Source organism: Variimorphobacter saccharofermentans (assembly GCF_014174405.1).
In the GTDB taxonomy this organism is placed as follows: Bacteria; Bacillota; Clostridia; order Lachnospirales; family Lachnospiraceae; genus Mobilitalea; species Mobilitalea saccharofermentans.
This window is the reverse complement of record NZ_JACEGA010000001.1, coordinates 3,648,384-3,663,152: the sequence shown is the minus strand read 5'-3', so window position 1 is coordinate 3,663,152 and position 14,769 is coordinate 3,648,384. Positions and strand designations below refer to the sequence as shown.

General features: G+C 39.7%; 16 protein-coding genes. 10 read left to right on the top strand and 6 right to left on the bottom strand.

Annotation, left to right across the window (positions count from 1 at the left end):
- The first annotated feature begins 19 nt into the window (after positions 1-19).
- The 4 genes from H0486_RS15970 (at position 20) to H0486_RS15955 (ending at position 4,201) form a co-directional block, all read left to right on the top strand.
- Positions 20-961: a transketolase family protein gene (locus H0486_RS15970; RefSeq protein WP_228353945.1), complete on the top strand. Its 942-nt coding sequence runs from the start codon at positions 20-22 to the stop codon at positions 959-961.
- Positions 962-1,001: 40 nt separating this feature from the next.
- Complete coding sequence (ilvD, locus tag H0486_RS15965; RefSeq protein WP_228353944.1) at positions 1,002-2,720, top strand: dihydroxy-acid dehydratase; 1,719 nt, start codon at positions 1,002-1,004, stop codon at positions 2,718-2,720.
- A 65-nt stretch (positions 2,721-2,785) separates the two neighbouring features.
- The gene (locus H0486_RS15960; RefSeq protein ID WP_228353943.1) at positions 2,786-3,658 is read left to right on the top strand and encodes an MBL fold metallo-hydrolase; all 873 of its coding nucleotides are present in this window, start codon (positions 2,786-2,788) and stop codon (positions 3,656-3,658) included.
- Positions 3,659-4,021: 363 nt separating this feature from the next.
- Positions 4,022-4,201, top strand: a complete 180-nt coding sequence (locus H0486_RS15955) for a hypothetical protein (RefSeq protein ID WP_228353942.1) — start codon at positions 4,022-4,024, stop codon at positions 4,199-4,201.
- A gap of 19 nt (positions 4,202-4,220) precedes the next feature.
- On the opposite strand, the gene H0486_RS15950 is transcribed toward H0486_RS15955, so the two are convergent.
- Both H0486_RS15950 and H0486_RS15945 read right to left on the bottom strand, forming a co-directional pair.
- Positions 4,221-6,293: a thioredoxin domain-containing protein gene (locus H0486_RS15950; protein ID WP_228353941.1), complete on the bottom strand. Its 2,073-nt coding sequence runs from the start codon at positions 6,291-6,293 to the stop codon at positions 4,221-4,223.
- A 169-nt stretch (positions 6,294-6,462) separates the two neighbouring features.
- Positions 6,463-7,422, bottom strand: coding sequence for a MerR family transcriptional regulator (locus H0486_RS15945; RefSeq protein WP_228353940.1), 960 nt, complete (start codon positions 7,420-7,422; stop codon positions 6,463-6,465).
- 295 nt (positions 7,423-7,717) lie between these two features.
- Here H0486_RS15945 and H0486_RS15940 point away from each other — a divergent pair, with 295 nt between their 5' ends.
- On the top strand, positions 7,718-8,302 hold the full coding sequence (locus H0486_RS15940) for a Crp/Fnr family transcriptional regulator (protein ID WP_228353939.1): 585 nt from the start codon (positions 7,718-7,720) through the stop codon (positions 8,300-8,302).
- A gap of 52 nt (positions 8,303-8,354) precedes the next feature.
- On the top strand, positions 8,355-9,062 hold the full coding sequence (locus tag H0486_RS15935) for an acetoacetate decarboxylase family protein (protein WP_228353938.1): 708 nt from the start codon (positions 8,355-8,357) through the stop codon (positions 9,060-9,062).
- A 22-nt stretch (positions 9,063-9,084) separates the two neighbouring features.
- Here the strand turns inward: H0486_RS15935 and H0486_RS18820 are convergent, their stop codons facing one another.
- Both H0486_RS18820 and H0486_RS15925 read right to left on the bottom strand, forming a co-directional pair.
- Positions 9,085-9,282, bottom strand: coding sequence for an HD domain-containing protein (locus H0486_RS18820; protein ID WP_228354460.1), 198 nt, complete (start codon positions 9,280-9,282; stop codon positions 9,085-9,087).
- Positions 9,283-9,402: 120 nt separating this feature from the next.
- The gene (locus H0486_RS15925; protein WP_228353937.1) at positions 9,403-9,774 is read right to left on the bottom strand and encodes a DUF6713 family protein; all 372 of its coding nucleotides are present in this window, start codon (positions 9,772-9,774) and stop codon (positions 9,403-9,405) included.
- Between the two features lie 275 nt (positions 9,775-10,049).
- Between H0486_RS15925 and H0486_RS15920 the strand changes: the two genes are divergently transcribed.
- The 4 genes from H0486_RS15920 to H0486_RS15905 all read left to right on the top strand — a co-directional run bounded on the left by H0486_RS15920 (position 10,050) and on the right by H0486_RS15905 (position 13,229).
- Positions 10,050-10,976, top strand: a complete 927-nt coding sequence (locus H0486_RS15920) for a phosphotransferase enzyme family protein (RefSeq protein ID WP_228353936.1) — start codon at positions 10,050-10,052, stop codon at positions 10,974-10,976.
- A gap of 287 nt (positions 10,977-11,263) precedes the next feature.
- Entirely contained in the window at positions 11,264-11,812 is a 549-nt protein-coding gene (locus H0486_RS15915; RefSeq protein ID WP_228353935.1) for a GNAT family N-acetyltransferase, read from the top strand.
- Positions 11,813-11,840: 28 nt separating this feature from the next.
- Positions 11,841-12,680: a GNAT family N-acetyltransferase gene (locus H0486_RS15910; protein WP_228353934.1), complete on the top strand. Its 840-nt coding sequence runs from the start codon at positions 11,841-11,843 to the stop codon at positions 12,678-12,680.
- 87 nt (positions 12,681-12,767) lie between these two features.
- Positions 12,768-13,229 carry a GNAT family N-acetyltransferase gene (locus tag H0486_RS15905; protein ID WP_228353933.1) on the top strand — a complete coding sequence of 154 codons (462 nt, stop codon included), beginning with the start codon at positions 12,768-12,770 and terminating at the stop codon, positions 13,227-13,229.
- 181 nt (positions 13,230-13,410) lie between these two features.
- On the opposite strand, the gene H0486_RS15900 is transcribed toward H0486_RS15905, so the two are convergent.
- Positions 13,411-14,115 (bottom strand): M23 family metallopeptidase, encoded by a 705-nt coding sequence (locus H0486_RS15900; protein ID WP_228353932.1) that lies wholly within the window; start codon positions 14,113-14,115, stop codon positions 13,411-13,413.
- A gap of 59 nt (positions 14,116-14,174) precedes the next feature.
- Complete coding sequence (locus tag H0486_RS15895) at positions 14,175-14,753, bottom strand: winged helix-turn-helix domain-containing protein (RefSeq protein ID WP_228353931.1); 579 nt, start codon at positions 14,751-14,753, stop codon at positions 14,175-14,177.
- Between the last annotated feature and the right edge of the window lie 16 nt (positions 14,754-14,769).

The following is a 14,769-nucleotide window of genomic DNA, read 5'->3' as shown; positions in this document are numbered from 1 at the left end:
AAAGAGAAGGGATTCAAGAATGATTGGAAATTTTGTTGATCCTAGAAAAGCATTTGGAAGCGCAGTCACAGAACTAGCCGCTGACAATCAAAGCATTGTAGTGTTTTCTGCAGACAGTGGAAAAAGCTCCGGCTTTGGAGATTTTGCTAAAAAATATCCCCACCGATATTTCGAGTGTGGAATTATGGAGCAGGGTATAACCGGAATGGCTTCCGGTATGGCAACGACAGGTAAGATTCCGGTATTTTGTGCGATTGCTCCCTTTGTAACGGCGAGACCCTATGAAATGGTCCGTAATGACCTTGGTTACATGCGCCAGAATGTCAAAGTAGTCGGAAGAAACTGTGGTATTACCTATTCGGATTTGGGAAGTACCCACCAGTCCTTAGATGATTTTGGCCTCATGAATTTGATTCCCGGAATGGTGATCTTGGCACCTCAGGACCCTGTTGAGATCGAAGAGGCAACAAAAGCCATGATAGAATATCAGGGGCCTGTTTATATGAGGATTGGGAATCCTAAGATTCCGGTAATATTCGAAAGAAGCCCCTTTGTGATTGGCAAAGGCCAGTTACTTCGGGAAGGAACCGATGTCACCCTGATCTCTACCGGTTCTACAACTCTTGATGCCATCCAAGCAGCCGAAAACCTGGTAAAGCAGGGAATAGCAGTACAGCATATTGGAATGCCTACGGTTAAGCCGTTGGATGTGGAGCTTGTCCGTGAGGCAGCAGGAAAGACAGGAAAAATAGTTACAGTGGAAGAGCATTATGTTAACAGTGGACTGGGTTCACTAGTTACCAATGCCGTCAGCGACATGATAGATGTCGTAGTAAAACGCCTGGGAATACCGGAGGAGTACGGAAAAACCAGCGGTGATTACAGGGAATTAGTGGCATACTATCATCTGGATGCTGCAGGAATTGAAGAATCTGTGAAGGAATTTTTATATACAGTGTGACAAGTAATCAAAAGATCATTGTAAGGAAGATTAGGTGAATATGAAACAGAAAAGTCAGAAAGAACGACTCCTGTGGCCGCAATTTGATGCCCTGGAATTAGGCAGCGGTTGGGATATCACAGATATCGAAAAGCCACAGATTTTGATTGAGGATGTTCATGGAGATTCCCATCCGGGAAGTGTTCATTTGAATCAGCTGGCTACGCAGGCAGCCTTCGGTGTGTATGAAAAAGGCGGCGTTCCCGCCCATTACCATGTTACGGATGTTTGTGATGGCTGTGCCCAGGGACATAACGGTATGAACTATGTCCTGGCATCCCGAGAGGCTATCACCGATATGATTGAGGTACATGCCAGTGCCATACCGTGGGATGGCATTATCTTTTCCTCCAGCTGCGACAAATCCATTCCGGCTCATTTGAAAGCAGCAGCCCGCTTGAATGTACCATCCATTTTTATACCGGGTGGCAGTATGCGGCCGGGCCCTGATATGACAACCAGCCTGGTTGCAGGTGAAATTTCTCTGAAACAGAAGAGAAAGGATGAAATCACGGAACAGGAGATTATCGACTATAAATTGACAGGCTGCCCATCCTATGGTGCTTGTACCTTCCTTGGGACAGCCAGCACCATGCAGTGTATGGCAGAGGCCTTGGGAATGGCCCTTCCCGGCAGTGCCCTGGCCCCTGCGACTATGCAGGATATTCAGCGTTATGCCAGAGCAGCAGGCCGCGCAGTCATGGGCTTATATGAAAGAAATCTGACTCCGGAGCAAATCATGACAAAGGAAGCCTTCTACAATGCCATCGTTATTCACAGTGCTATCGGAGGCTCCACCAATGCTATGATACATCTTCCCAGTATAGCAAGGGAGTTAGGATATGAGCTTCCTATTGAATTATTTGATGAAGTTAACCACAAGATACCTCATCTGGCCAATATTAACCCCAGCGGAAAGCATTTGACGGAATCCTTCTGGTTTGCCGGAGGTGTTCCTATGATACAGCTGATGTTGAAGGATATGTTACATCTGGATGTTATGACTGTTACAGGTAAGAGCCTGGGTGAGAATCTGGAGGCTCTGCAAAAAGACAATTGGTTCGAGCGAAATCTTGGATATCTACGTAATTATAAATTAAGCAGAGAGGATGTTATCCTACCGGTGGAGAAGGTTAAGGAAACCGGTAGTGTTGCGGTTCTGAAAGGGAATTTGGCCCCGGAAGGCTGTGTTATTAAATATTCTGCCTGTGTGGAAGAGCAGCGAAAAGCAACAGGTCCGGCCCGGGTATTCGACAGCGAGGAAGACGCTTATCGGGCAGTGATAGAAAAGAAAATCCGACCGGGAGATATTATGATTATCCGCTACGAGGGTCCCAGAGGCTGTGGTATGCCGGAGATGCTCATGACCACGGAAGCGATAACCTGTGATGCGACGCTAAATGGTACCGTTGCCCTAATTACGGATGGAAGATTTTCCGGTGCTACCAGAGGAGCGGCCATTGGACACGTCTCTCCGGAAGCTGCCTGTGGCGGTCCCATTGCTTACATAGAAGAAGGAGATATTATATCCTATGATGTTGAAGCACGTACGATTGATATTACAGGTCTAGGCGGTCGTGCCTGCTCCTCGGAGGAAGTGGCAGCAGCACTGGCTGAGCGCGCCAAGAAGGGTGTACATGTTTCTCACAAAAGAAAAGGCTTCTATAAGCGTTATACAGAACATGCACTTTCAGCAATGAAAGGGGCCGGCTTTGAGTAAGCTGGAAGACGGATTTTTAATAAGTGATTATCCTTCATGAAAGCAGGTCAAGGTAGGATCGGAATATGAATTATAAAGAGCAATATAAGCTCCATATGCAGGAGTTTGAAAACTTTAAAAGTAGTGCTATGGCACACCTCTGGATCAACCAAACAGAGCGTTATATCAAGCCTTTTCAGATATTTGGTAACCTGTATTATGTGGGAGACAGCGATATATGTATGCATATCATTGATACAGGAAACGGATTGATCCTTTGTGATGCGGGGAATTATGGTGCAGAAGGAATGCTTGTCAATGCTATCTGGGAAGCCGGTTTTAATCCCTATGATATCAAATGGCTGATTATCTCTCATGGACACGTAGACCACATCGGGTGCGCAGAATTCTTCCGCACTATGTATGGTTGTAAGATTTATATGGGAGAACCGGATGCAAGGATGTTGCGGGAACAGCCTGAACTATCACTGGTAGGAGTCTCCCCAAGCTGCACCTATCAGCTTTTTGAACCCGATGAGGTGATTCGGGATGGAGAAGTCCGAACCTTTGGAAATACGACCATCGAATTTTATATGGTGCCGGGACACACACCCGGTACCCTGGCATATTTTTTTGATGTAACAGATGGAAAAGAGAAGAAACGTGCCGGTTATTATGGAGGATTTGGATTCAATACGTTGACGAAAGAACACCTAATCCAAGCCGGTGATCCGGTGTATAAAACCAGAATCATATATCAGGAGTCCTTGGCCAAGGTCAGAAATCAACATGTTGATATCTTTATGGGTAACCATACAGTGAATAATCAACTTTTGGAGAGACGTAAAAGGATGTTGGAACATCCGGAGGTGAACCCCTTTATTGACGACAAGATTTGGGGAGCATATTTGGATGAGAAGCTGGAGGCGTTATTAAAGCTCTGTCAAGAGGATAATTAAATATAGAACATATGGAAAGCTATCCCAGGTTGTAACTCCCCCCACGTAGAGCAAATGAGTTGCAAGTCTTAATAAAGAAAAATCAGTATAAGTTTTACTACCTCTGTCAGAAATAAATGAGTCTCTTGCAGATATCATTGTGCTGACAGAGGTTTTTTTCTGTGTTATGAGTTCATTGGAAAAAAAGCCTCGAAATTCATTCCTTCTTATGTTATAATAAAAATTAATCCGGTTGATAACATATATTTATATAATCGTGAATGAATTTAGTATCCGAATGACAGCATTATACTAACAGCGTGACAGGTATGGACATTTCATCGATTATATCCCGGTATACTGTGTTTTGAGTTGGAGGAGTTTATGCTTAATACGAATAAAGTCAGACTTATGACAAAGCTCGCACTTTATGAGAATAAAAAAGGCAAGGAAGACATCCGTCTTAGCAAATATTATAAAACAGACTATGTCAGATATCAGGTGATTAAATCCTTGATCTGTGCCACCGCCCTAATAGACGGCATATTTCCTGCTTTATTCTAATAGATGTTCCTATATGATTTTAGGACTTCGTAGTACATGAGATATGGGGTAAATCGTTTACTGGTGCCTGGCAGTGGTGATTCTCACAGATATAATACGTGGTTTTATCATTTACTGTATGATAATCATCGATATAATCAACTATTTCTCTAAGCTCGCTCTGATTTGCCTCTGTCTTTAGAAGTACGACAGTATTGGGTTCATAATATTCCGACAGATAATCCGTTAGCTCCTTGAAATCTTCTTTTTCACGTGCTACACATACGATTTCCTTGGAAGGATATAATTCCTGAAGAAATGCAATTAATGAAAAGCTATAGCTTGCCGGATAATCCTTCACCTGTCCTGCCAGAAAACGAAGCTGCTTATCAGCATACTCAGTAAAATGAGTATCGGCAGTAATATTTGCCAGCCTCTTAAGAACATAAGCAGCTACGGAGTTACCGGAAGGAATGGCACCATCATAGACCTCTTTCGGACGATAGATTAGTTGTTCTGAGTCATTCGCAGATAAGAAAAAGCCGCCATTCTTTTCATCCCAGAATAGTTCCAGCATTTGATCTGCCAGTGCTATTGCCTGTTTCAGATAATCCACTTTGAAGGTGGCTTCATATAGGGATATGAGCGCCATACTATAGAATGCATAATCATCCAGATGTCCATAATATTTTGCATCACCATCCCGATATCTGACAAAGAGACGTCCATCCTGATCTGTCAGGCGGGTGCTTACAAATTCAGCAGCCTTTGTAGCCACTGCTAGATAATCATTATTCTGAAATACCTTTGCAGCAATGGAGTAAGCCGTTATCATTAATGCATTCCAGGAGGTAAGAATTTTATCATCCTTATGAAGCTTAGAGCGATCTAAGCGATAAGAATATAGTTTATTACAGACTCTAACTACCCGTTCATTATCAGACTTCAAATCATTTGATTTTATCAAATTGGGGATGGAGGCTCCTTCAAAATTGCCCTCCTTCGTAATATTAAAGTACTCACAGAAGAAAGAAGCATCTTCCTTGTTCAGAACCTTATCGATTTCTTCAGGAGTGAATACATAGTATTTTCCTTCCACACCTTCACTATCAGCATCCTGCGCACAATAGAAGCCTCCCTCGGGGTCGGTCATTTCTCTGCGGATATATTCAAAGATCTGTTCCGCTACCGTTCGGTATAGGCGGTCTTTGGTGTATTGAAAAGCTTCCGTATAGGCAATTGCTAGTAATGCATTATCATAGAGCATTTTTTCAAAATGAGGGACAAGCCATCTGGCATCGGTGGAATACCTGGAAAATCCATAACCAATATGATCATAGATACCTCCACGGTACATATGCTTAAGTGTATTTTCCGCCATAAATAGAGCTTTCTCATCAGCTTCCAGCTTGGCATAACGAAGCAGGAAGATAAGATTATGCGGTGTCGGAAATTTCGGCTCATTCCCAAAACCGCCATAATCATGGTCAAAGCTCTGATTAAACTGAGTAACGGCTAGATTAATGATATCCTTCGTTACTGTATCGCTTGGTGAAGAGGTCTCAAACTCCCGCTTTATGATGTCGGCAAGCTGATTACCGGTACGAATCATATCCTCTTTATTAACCTGCCATTCCTTCTTAATCTGATCGAGTAATTCAACCAGTCCCACCATACCATAACGTGAATGTTTGGGAATATAAGTGTCAGCAAAGAAAGGCTTTTGATCAGGCGTCATAAAAATCGTCAGGGGCCAACCGCCATGCCCGGTCGTTGCCTGACAGATTGTCATATAGACTGTATCGATGTCCGGACGTTCCTCTTTATCAACTTTGATACTGACAAAGACTTCGTTCAATAGATTGGCTACTTCTTCATCTTCAAAGCTTTCCTCGCTCATAACATGGCACCAATGACAGGTGGAATAGCCGATGGAAAGGAAGATGGGTTTATTCTCCTTCCTTGCCTTCTCGAAGGCTTCCTCGCCCCAAGGGTACCATTTGACGGGATTGTAAGCATGTTGTAATAGATAGGGGGATTTTTCATTGATTAATTTATTCGGAATTCTGGTGGTACCTTGCCCTTTGTTTGTTACATGTTCTGTTGTATTCATATTGACACTCCTTATTGGCATATTGTCGTTCATGACATTTATTTAATTATTATGCCAATAAGGAGTGGAGATTATTAAAAGAATTATTCATGACAACAGAAAGTTCGCAAAGCGTACTTTCTATTGTATAGTTTCGCAATTACCTATAATAAAATAGGTCAAGAGGTTATTAGTTCACACTGCCTTTCAATTTAATCGGTACATAGATATCAAGCTGATGGTATCCAAGAGCATTCTTTACTTCATCGGTAGGATTTAGCATATGGCAAAGTGTCCGGTGACCCGGGCGTTCGTCAAGCTCAAATCCACTGTTCTCGATCCATTTTTTTATACCACCATAAACTCTTCCACTGATGTCATCGTCTCCATCTACAGACACGGCAGTAGCATACAATCCACCTTCAAACTCTATGAGCTCATAGGGTGCGGTATCTGATTCTGTGACCCAATCTTCTACAGCCCAAATCCATTCAGCCCTCATATCTTCCTCAAACCAAAGAAAATCGGGAGATCCATACATAAGCTTTTTTACTAAATGGTTATGCTCTTCCTGCCATTTTTGAAAACAACCCATAACATTATCCATTGTGTCTAAGCCAGAGGTAAATGCCTTAAAAGGATTTATTTGAATAACTCTGACCTCGGGAGCTTTTTTCATCTTTTCAGTTACATCCAATAACTGATTCACATTGGATGAGTTACCGTTGTATGTAACATTGATAAGCTGGTTTTCTATTTCCTTTGCCTTCTCATAAAGCATTTTTACATCAGAACCTTTACTGAAATCTGCGAGCTCTATCTGTCGGATAAACTCAAGTACAACTTCTTTCAATTCATGAAGCAACGCAACTTCTTCGTCGATATCCCCTACTTTTTTGCCAAGCACATCCAATACTACTTCTGAACTTGATGTACTAAATATTCGCTGAATATCTTTAATACTGATAGATAGTTTACGTAGAATGAGAATTTGTTCTAACCTCTTGATAGCTGCTTCATCATATAGCCTATAAGCGTAATCAGTACTTCGGGTACTGGTTATCAGTCCCATATCTTCGTAATAGCGAAGTGTTCGGGCCGATACATCATACTTTGCTGATATATCTCTAATCTTGATTAACTCACCCATATAAAATCCTCCTGTTGATGTTTTATAATTATATTAATCTGTTCCCCAACGGAAGAGTCAAGGTAATTATAAAGAAATTGTTGAAAAAACGTAAATAAACATAATTATATTCATATAGTACCATTGTTTTGTGTAAAACCATATGATTCATTTATTATTTATGTCGGTCCCAATAATATATCATATATAGTGTTAATACATTTTTGTATGTTATAATAGAAGACGAGGATGTTATTATTTAGCAATGTAATGATACAGTTAAATGAATTAAGTCTATGGAGGTATTATTTAGAAAATGGACCTGTATAGTGGTTTAATAAAACGCATCAACTGCCGGACGAAATCGGACGAAATTGAAATGTCAAGGATATTTCGCGAAGTTTTTCGTTGTAAACATTATAAAAAAGGGACTTACTTTGCAAGGCAGGGTGAGTTTCATGACAAAATTGGCTTTAATCTGGACGGTATTTTTGTAATGCGGGTAGTCAGGGAAAATGGTACAGAACATATCAAGTCGTTCATACAGCAAAATGATTTCATATTGGCTACCTTTAATGAAAAGGAGGAAGCTCCTGTATCAATTCAGGCAATCACTGACTCGATGATTCTAGAAGCCAAATATTCAGATATAAAAGTCCTTTTTGATGATTATCCTCATCTTGAACTAATATACAGAAAAGAAGTGGAAAAAGCACTTGAGGCTATATATTTGCGCTTAGAGCAGGTAGCAACTCTTAACGCATTAGATCGATATCTGCTTTTCAAAAAAGAATATTCAGAAATTGAGGAGTTAATACCTCAGTATTTGATTGCATCTTATCTTGGAATAACCCCGACTCAACTAAGCAGAATTAGAAAATCCATCAACAAATGTAAATGAAACTAAGTATATTTCCTTACATAATGAAATAAAAAAAGGAGGAAATATATCTATGAGAAAGTACTATGCCAAGAAAGGGAGTATCCCGAAACCAGGGGAAGTATGGCTTCCTGTAGGCGACAAAGCACATCTAATGATGATTCATTTAATCGATATTGAGAGGGTAAAAGCATTTATTCCGGAAGAACTGACAATTACAACAGTGCTTCCAGGTAAAACTTTAGGACTCGTATTTATGACAAGTATGGGGCCTGAATCAACTCTACCATATCACGAATTTATTATTGCTCCTGCACTTGTAAAAGCAGGGAGGAAGAAAGGCTTCTATGTAACGCATATATATGTAGATAATGAGAAATCTCAAGTTGGGGGAAGACTTGATTTTGGGCTGGATAAGCAAATGGCTGAATTTGATTGGAACTGGGAACCAGGGAAAAACGGGCATGTAACAGTAAACAAGGAAGGGAAGATTATTATTTCCATCAAGTATAAAAAACAGGTTGGAAAACTGCCTTTGCGACTGGCTGGAGGTGTTTATTCTGTTTTGGAGGATAAACTGATCTGGTGTAACAACATTTTCAAGGCAAGATTCGGGTTTACAAAGGTGGAATATATTACTTTACCAGAGTCACCAATTTATAAGGATATACGAAATATTGGTATTAAAAAGCCAATACTGTCAATAATGGGACAAAACATGATGGGCTATATGGGAGATGATACGCAGGTGGTTGCTTTTTTGCCAGACAGATGTAAATAACTGTTAAGGAGTTTGAAATCTGTCATGCTAATTCTGCTTCGAATTCAGTATGATTTTCAGCATTCATGGTTTGGTATGAGTGTAAATCATGTAACATACCAGCCATGGTTGCTAACTCAACATTAAGATTTCTTTTGTGAGCAATCAAGGCACATGCTTGCGAAACACCATAAAGATGGAGATAACCACATCTTCTCTCATGAGGGTTCTCATATTCAATAGAATTTTGTCAATATATTTTTGAAGTCTCTCTATTCGATTATTCATATCTTCAGCACGTCCATTATAAAGATATTTTCTCAGTTTACTATTATAGGGCTCCGTATCGTTCGCCCCTATATCATATTCCAATAATCAATTTGATTGATAACAGTAATGTAGCAATGCCCGTAATAATGTTCGTATAGATTAATACATTAGATATACGTGAATGAAATCTATCCTTCCGTACAACGAATATTCTATGTACAAGAAAAGGAATAAATCCTCCAGCTCCGGTAATGATTCCAAGAAGTAAGCCCGCATACGTTAACTTTTCAATTTCTAATGCTCCATAGAAAAATAGAATTATAATAGGGATATGCAGTAATACAAACCCATCAATCTTTCCTGGGAGCTTTAGTATCTCCCATTCACGTTCATAAGCAGATTCAATTTCATGTAACAGCAGTATGGTTGCGTTTAGTATAAAAAATATTGTGATTAATTCCATAATATCCTCCGTGGTAGAATTACTTACATTATCAATAGCAAGATAATATATGGAATAATTATACACTATATGCCATTTCATTTCTATTACTTTATAGATATTAAATTAAAAAGGCATATGAAGTCAAAGCTATTCAAATTGACGCAAAATTCATTATAAAAAATATTTAAGGTAGCATATATCTTGTTATCCATGTTATAAATAAAGGATGATAATACGCTGACAGAGAGTTAACATGATATCAGTTTGCCAAATATATTAAGGAAGGTGTCAGGATGAAAAACGATAAGATACATTCAGTTTTACAATACTGGGGGATTTCTGCTGAGCCTAAGCTCATTAATAATGATACATGGGCAGTAGGAGATAATCATCTCATTAAGGTCTATCATGATGCAGGAAGATTACAGAGAAATATGGTCATAATGAAAAGCCTGGGCGAGAGTGGAATACCGGTTGCAGGTATTCTTCCGACTTTAAAGGGACTCGATTACATAGAGGAAGGCGGTTGTTGTTATCTGATTATGGAGAGGTTATCCGGTGATCCAATTCAGGATATTTATCAGGATAATTACCGGGACATAGCATACAAAACGGGATCGGTAGTAGGAAGACTTCATAAGGCTTTCCTAGCCTGTGAGAAAAAGATAGATTGCTGGAATAACAGTTTTGCAGAGGAAATGACCGGATGGGTATCCGATACTTTGAAAGCAAAGAACTATCCGTATATAGCAAAGAGTAATTGTGAATACAGTATCAAGAAATTGCTCTCCTGTTATGATAAGCTTCCCAAGCAGCTAATACACAGGGATATCCATTATGGAAATTTATTATTTGATCAGGGCGAGTTTTCTGGTTACATTGATTTTGACTTGAGCCAGAAGAACGTCAGGGTATTTGATATCAGTTATTTTCTGGCAGGTCTTTTGGTGGAACATGATAAGAAGAAAGAGGATATTGCAAAATGGTTCGACATGGTCACGGCTTTTGTTAACGGATATGAGAGAGTCAATCCATTATCCAATATCGAGAAAGACAGTATTTCCTGCCTTATGGAAAATATAGAGCTGTTATTTGCAGCTTACTTTCTCGGCGAGGATATGAATGATTTAGCGAAGAACGCAGCTGAGCTTTACTTCTTCATGAGTCAGAATTCGGATCAAATTGACATTGCTGTACATAAACAGTTTCATGTAGGATAGGAAACTTGGAGATTAATATTTGACACTATTTTAAGGAAATGATAGGATAATCATGGTAAAATGCAGAGGAAGGGAGTTGGTATGTGTTAACTAAATTATTAGAGGTAAGGAAACATTAATCCTATATGCCGAATTACCTAAGGCATGTTAATCCTCCTCATAAAGGAGACAGAATGAAACTATTAGATACATTAAATTTGGATTTCATTTGAGTGATCACTGCAGAGCCACGGAGGATGAGGCCATATGTATGAAGCTCAATCGATCTGGGTGGCAAGGAGGTATAGATGAATAGATTTGAAACGGAACGGCTGATAATACGTAGATTTACCGCAGAGGACTGGAGAGATTTACACGAGTACTTATCGGATGAGTCTGTCGTTGAATATGAGCCTTATTATCCCTTCACGGAGGAAGAAAGTAAACAGGAAGCAGTTAACCGTGCTAATAACGAAGCCTTTTGGGCTGTATGTCTGAAGGAGAATGGCAAACTGATTGGAAATATATACTTTGCACAGGAAGGACCTTCGGAATTCAGAACCTGGGAGATTGGGTATGTATTTAATCCGAAGTACTATGGAAAAGGGTATGCCACAGAAGCTTGTCGTAGAATATTGATATGGGCTTTCGAGGATTTGGGAGCACATCGCATTATCGGTCACTGTAATCCGAAGAATGAAGCCTCATGGAAGCTTTTGGAGAGACTTTCCATGCGAAGGGAAGGACATGCCCGCAAACCTGTTTTTTTCAAATATGATTCGCAGCAGCAGCCGATATGGCATGATGCATATGAATATGCGATATTAGAAGAAGAATGGAATGCATTGAAACAATAAACGAAGCAAAAAGGAAGGGGGGAATCGTATGCAGATATGCTTTAATAACGGAAATGACAAGGAATATCAGGCGAAGCTGAACCGACTTCTGAAGAATATATTTTTAGATTTTCAGTTCTGGTATGATCTGGATCTATGGGATGATCAATATGAGAGCTATTCCATACAAGAAGATGGTGAGATAGTATCCAATATCTGTGTTTATAGAATGAAGGTTTTGTTCGATAAGAAGCCGTATACCGCTTTATCCTTTGGAGCGGTAGCAACGAAGGACGAATATAGGGGAAGAGGATATTCAAAGCTTCTTATGGAGCATATTCTTGATAAATATAAGGATTACCCCATGTATTTGGCTGCCAATGACAGCGTATTGAATTTCTATCCCAGGTTCGGCTTTGAACGTTTTACAGAAAAGCTTCCGGTATGTGATAGAAAGATTAACAATCAATGCAAGGCAGTAAAGCTTTCCTTTGATGATCCAAAGGTAAGGAACTATGTGAGTAAACGTGTGAATTTCTCGGATAAACTGGACTGCCTCAATAGCTACAGTATCAACCTATTTCACATTTATTGGGGGTACTTAAAGGATCATATGTATGAAATTCCTGAACTTGAGACGATGGTGATTGCAGAACAGAACGATACCACGTTGAAGCTGATCGGAGTATTCTCCCTAAGGGAGATCGGTTTTGCAGAATTAGAGAAAGCCCTACCGTTTTCCAATGTGGACCGGATTGAATTTGGATTTATGCCCTATTGGAAGGATATTGATTACCGTATGGAGGAATATGACACAGATCCATTGTTTGTTCGAAACATACACTGCAATCTAGGGGATATCAAGTTTCCAGAACTTTCTTTCACTTAATGCTATATGGACTTCATCGAGGATTGGATGCAGATGAAAAGCAAGAAATGATGAAGCAGATACGAATCAGGAGGTAGCAAGGTAAGTATGGAACTAAACATTTGCAAAGGAAATATAAATAATATCTCTGATTGTGAAGTTGCGCTTTCCGACTCTGAACTGGGGAGAAGATATTTCTCTACTCCCGGAAGCGCTAGAAAAACATTGGAGGAAGGGTTTCAAAAAGAAGAAATCTATGTTGCGGTAGATCAGAACGGTAATTGCTGCGGATTTCTCTGGATTATATTTAAAGGAATATTTCATTCCTTTCCTTATATACATATCGTGGCAGTAAAAGAGGAGATGCGAGGGCTGGGAATAGGAAAGAAGCTGCTGAGATTTGCTGAAGATTTGTGCTTTCAAACCACGTCCAAGATATTTTTGGTGGTTGCAGATTTTAACCCTGATGCTAAACGGTTATATGAGAAGGTTGGATACACAGAAGTAGGACTTATTCCAAGTCTGTATCGTCAGGGGATTAATGAGTGTTTGATGATGAAAGCCAAATAGGGATAGGATAACTTAATGTGGGATGTTTCAAAGCAAGCTGACAGAGCGCTGTATGTATCGGGGAGATCATTCGATATAGTCACTATCGTATGTTAGCAGTATTTGAAACATCCCGTTTATATTGATAAAAATCTTCTGTCTTAATGTCAAATTCCCTAGGCAACGATAACGCGCTTCCTGCTTAGTCTTTTACATATCTGAATTTTACATCGTGTCTAGGGATACTGACTTCCTCTAGCTTCCACTCACCGTTAATATGGTATTCCAGGTTACGGAAAGCACACGGGATTCCTTTTGCCTGGTTTAAGTCGCTTGAGTCCGATAACTGAAAATGAAGATGTGGAGCAGTAGAATTACCGGTATGCCCAACCTTACCAAGAATATCCCCCTGCTTCACCAGCTGACCTGTTTTCACAGCAATTGTACCGGGGCGGATATGTGCATAGAAGCTATAGTATCCATCATGTTTAATTATAATATAGTTACCTACAAAATTATTATAATCTGCATGCTCCATTCCGGTTTTTTGAACCTTAATAATAAAAGAAATTGAATTACGCAGAACTCTCAATAAATCCACAAGAGGGTGTATGCGCTTTGGTTCTTTCCGTCCATCGACTGCTGCGACTACTTCGCCATCCATAGGTGCATAGATGGGCTCATTCCAGCAGTAGCACTTTTTCGTTTTGATCCCTGTAAGATAATACTGAAAATTGGAACCATCAAACAATTTTTTGCTTTTCATCTTTAGAAAATCATAAGCATAACGCTGTCCCCATAAATCAATGCCATGGCTAGGGATACGCTTTGCAGGAGTATTCACTGCATCCCATTCTCCTCTTAAGGGAAACTCAATAATAATAGGGTTTTCCAATTCTTTGTTCATAATATAAGATCCTTTACTGATTCTATTTATATTTCACCCGCATGTACCATTCAAAATTATCAAGTAATATGAATTTCCTCTTTCGGTATCATATCATAGCTGATATCACTTGGATAAAAACTGATATTAAGGACATAGGTCTGACCTTGCGGATCAGTATTCGTAGTGAATTCCTGTATCAGTTCATTTATCCGGTTCATAAGTTCCACGGCCTGTTCCTGATTAAGACGTGCATAGTTTAACAGACCTAAAGTGAATTTGCCATCATCCTCTTTTACCGTCTCAATTGCTGTTGATAGACTATCCTTTAATGCGCTAAGAACTAGTGCCTTTTTGTTTAATTTCTCCCCTTCCGGTCTAATAATAAAATTCTTAGCAACTGCCTGGTAATATTTCTCTAGGGTTTTTCCGTTATTCACCTTTTCGACGAGGTTTATCAGACCAACCTTCTCTAATGCCTTAAAATGATGAGTTAGATTTGCCGGATGTACCTGGAACACTTTAGCTGCTCCGGAAATTGTCATCTTTTCTTTTGCTAACATTTTCAGCAATGCCATTCTTTTAGGGTGGAGATACGCTTTGACCTGATCCTCTTCCTTTAGTATCATAGTTGTAATTTGGCTTTGAATATTATTCATGATATAATATTAGAAA

Coding starts and splice junctions, on each gene's coding strand:
- H0486_RS15955 (WP_228353942.1), top strand. CDS start 4,022: ATGCTTAATACGAATAAAGTCAGACTTATGACAAAGCTCGCACTTTAT.
- H0486_RS15925 (WP_228353937.1), bottom strand. CDS start 9,774: ATGGAATTAATCACAATATTTTTTATACTAAACGCAACCATACTGCTG.
- H0486_RS15920 (WP_228353936.1), top strand. CDS start 10,050: ATGAAAAACGATAAGATACATTCAGTTTTACAATACTGGGGGATTTCT.
- H0486_RS15960 (WP_228353943.1), top strand. CDS start 2,786: ATGAATTATAAAGAGCAATATAAGCTCCATATGCAGGAGTTTGAAAAC.
- ilvD (WP_228353944.1), top strand. CDS start 1,002: ATGAAACAGAAAAGTCAGAAAGAACGACTCCTGTGGCCGCAATTTGAT.
- H0486_RS15950 (WP_228353941.1), bottom strand. CDS start 6,293: ATGAATACAACAGAACATGTAACAAACAAAGGGCAAGGTACCACCAGA.
- H0486_RS15940 (WP_228353939.1), top strand. CDS start 7,718: ATGGACCTGTATAGTGGTTTAATAAAACGCATCAACTGCCGGACGAAA.
- H0486_RS15945 (WP_228353940.1), bottom strand. CDS start 7,422: ATGGGTGAGTTAATCAAGATTAGAGATATATCAGCAAAGTATGATGTA.
- H0486_RS15970 (WP_228353945.1), top strand. CDS start 20: ATGATTGGAAATTTTGTTGATCCTAGAAAAGCATTTGGAAGCGCAGTC.
- H0486_RS15905 (WP_228353933.1), top strand. CDS start 12,768: ATGGAACTAAACATTTGCAAAGGAAATATAAATAATATCTCTGATTGT.
- H0486_RS15935 (WP_228353938.1), top strand. CDS start 8,355: ATGAGAAAGTACTATGCCAAGAAAGGGAGTATCCCGAAACCAGGGGAA.
- H0486_RS15900 (WP_228353932.1), bottom strand. CDS start 14,115: ATGAACAAAGAATTGGAAAACCCTATTATTATTGAGTTTCCCTTAAGA.
- H0486_RS15895 (WP_228353931.1), bottom strand. CDS start 14,753: ATGAATAATATTCAAAGCCAAATTACAACTATGATACTAAAGGAAGAG.
- H0486_RS15915 (WP_228353935.1), top strand. CDS start 11,264: ATGAATAGATTTGAAACGGAACGGCTGATAATACGTAGATTTACCGCA.
- H0486_RS15910 (WP_228353934.1), top strand. CDS start 11,841: ATGCAGATATGCTTTAATAACGGAAATGACAAGGAATATCAGGCGAAG.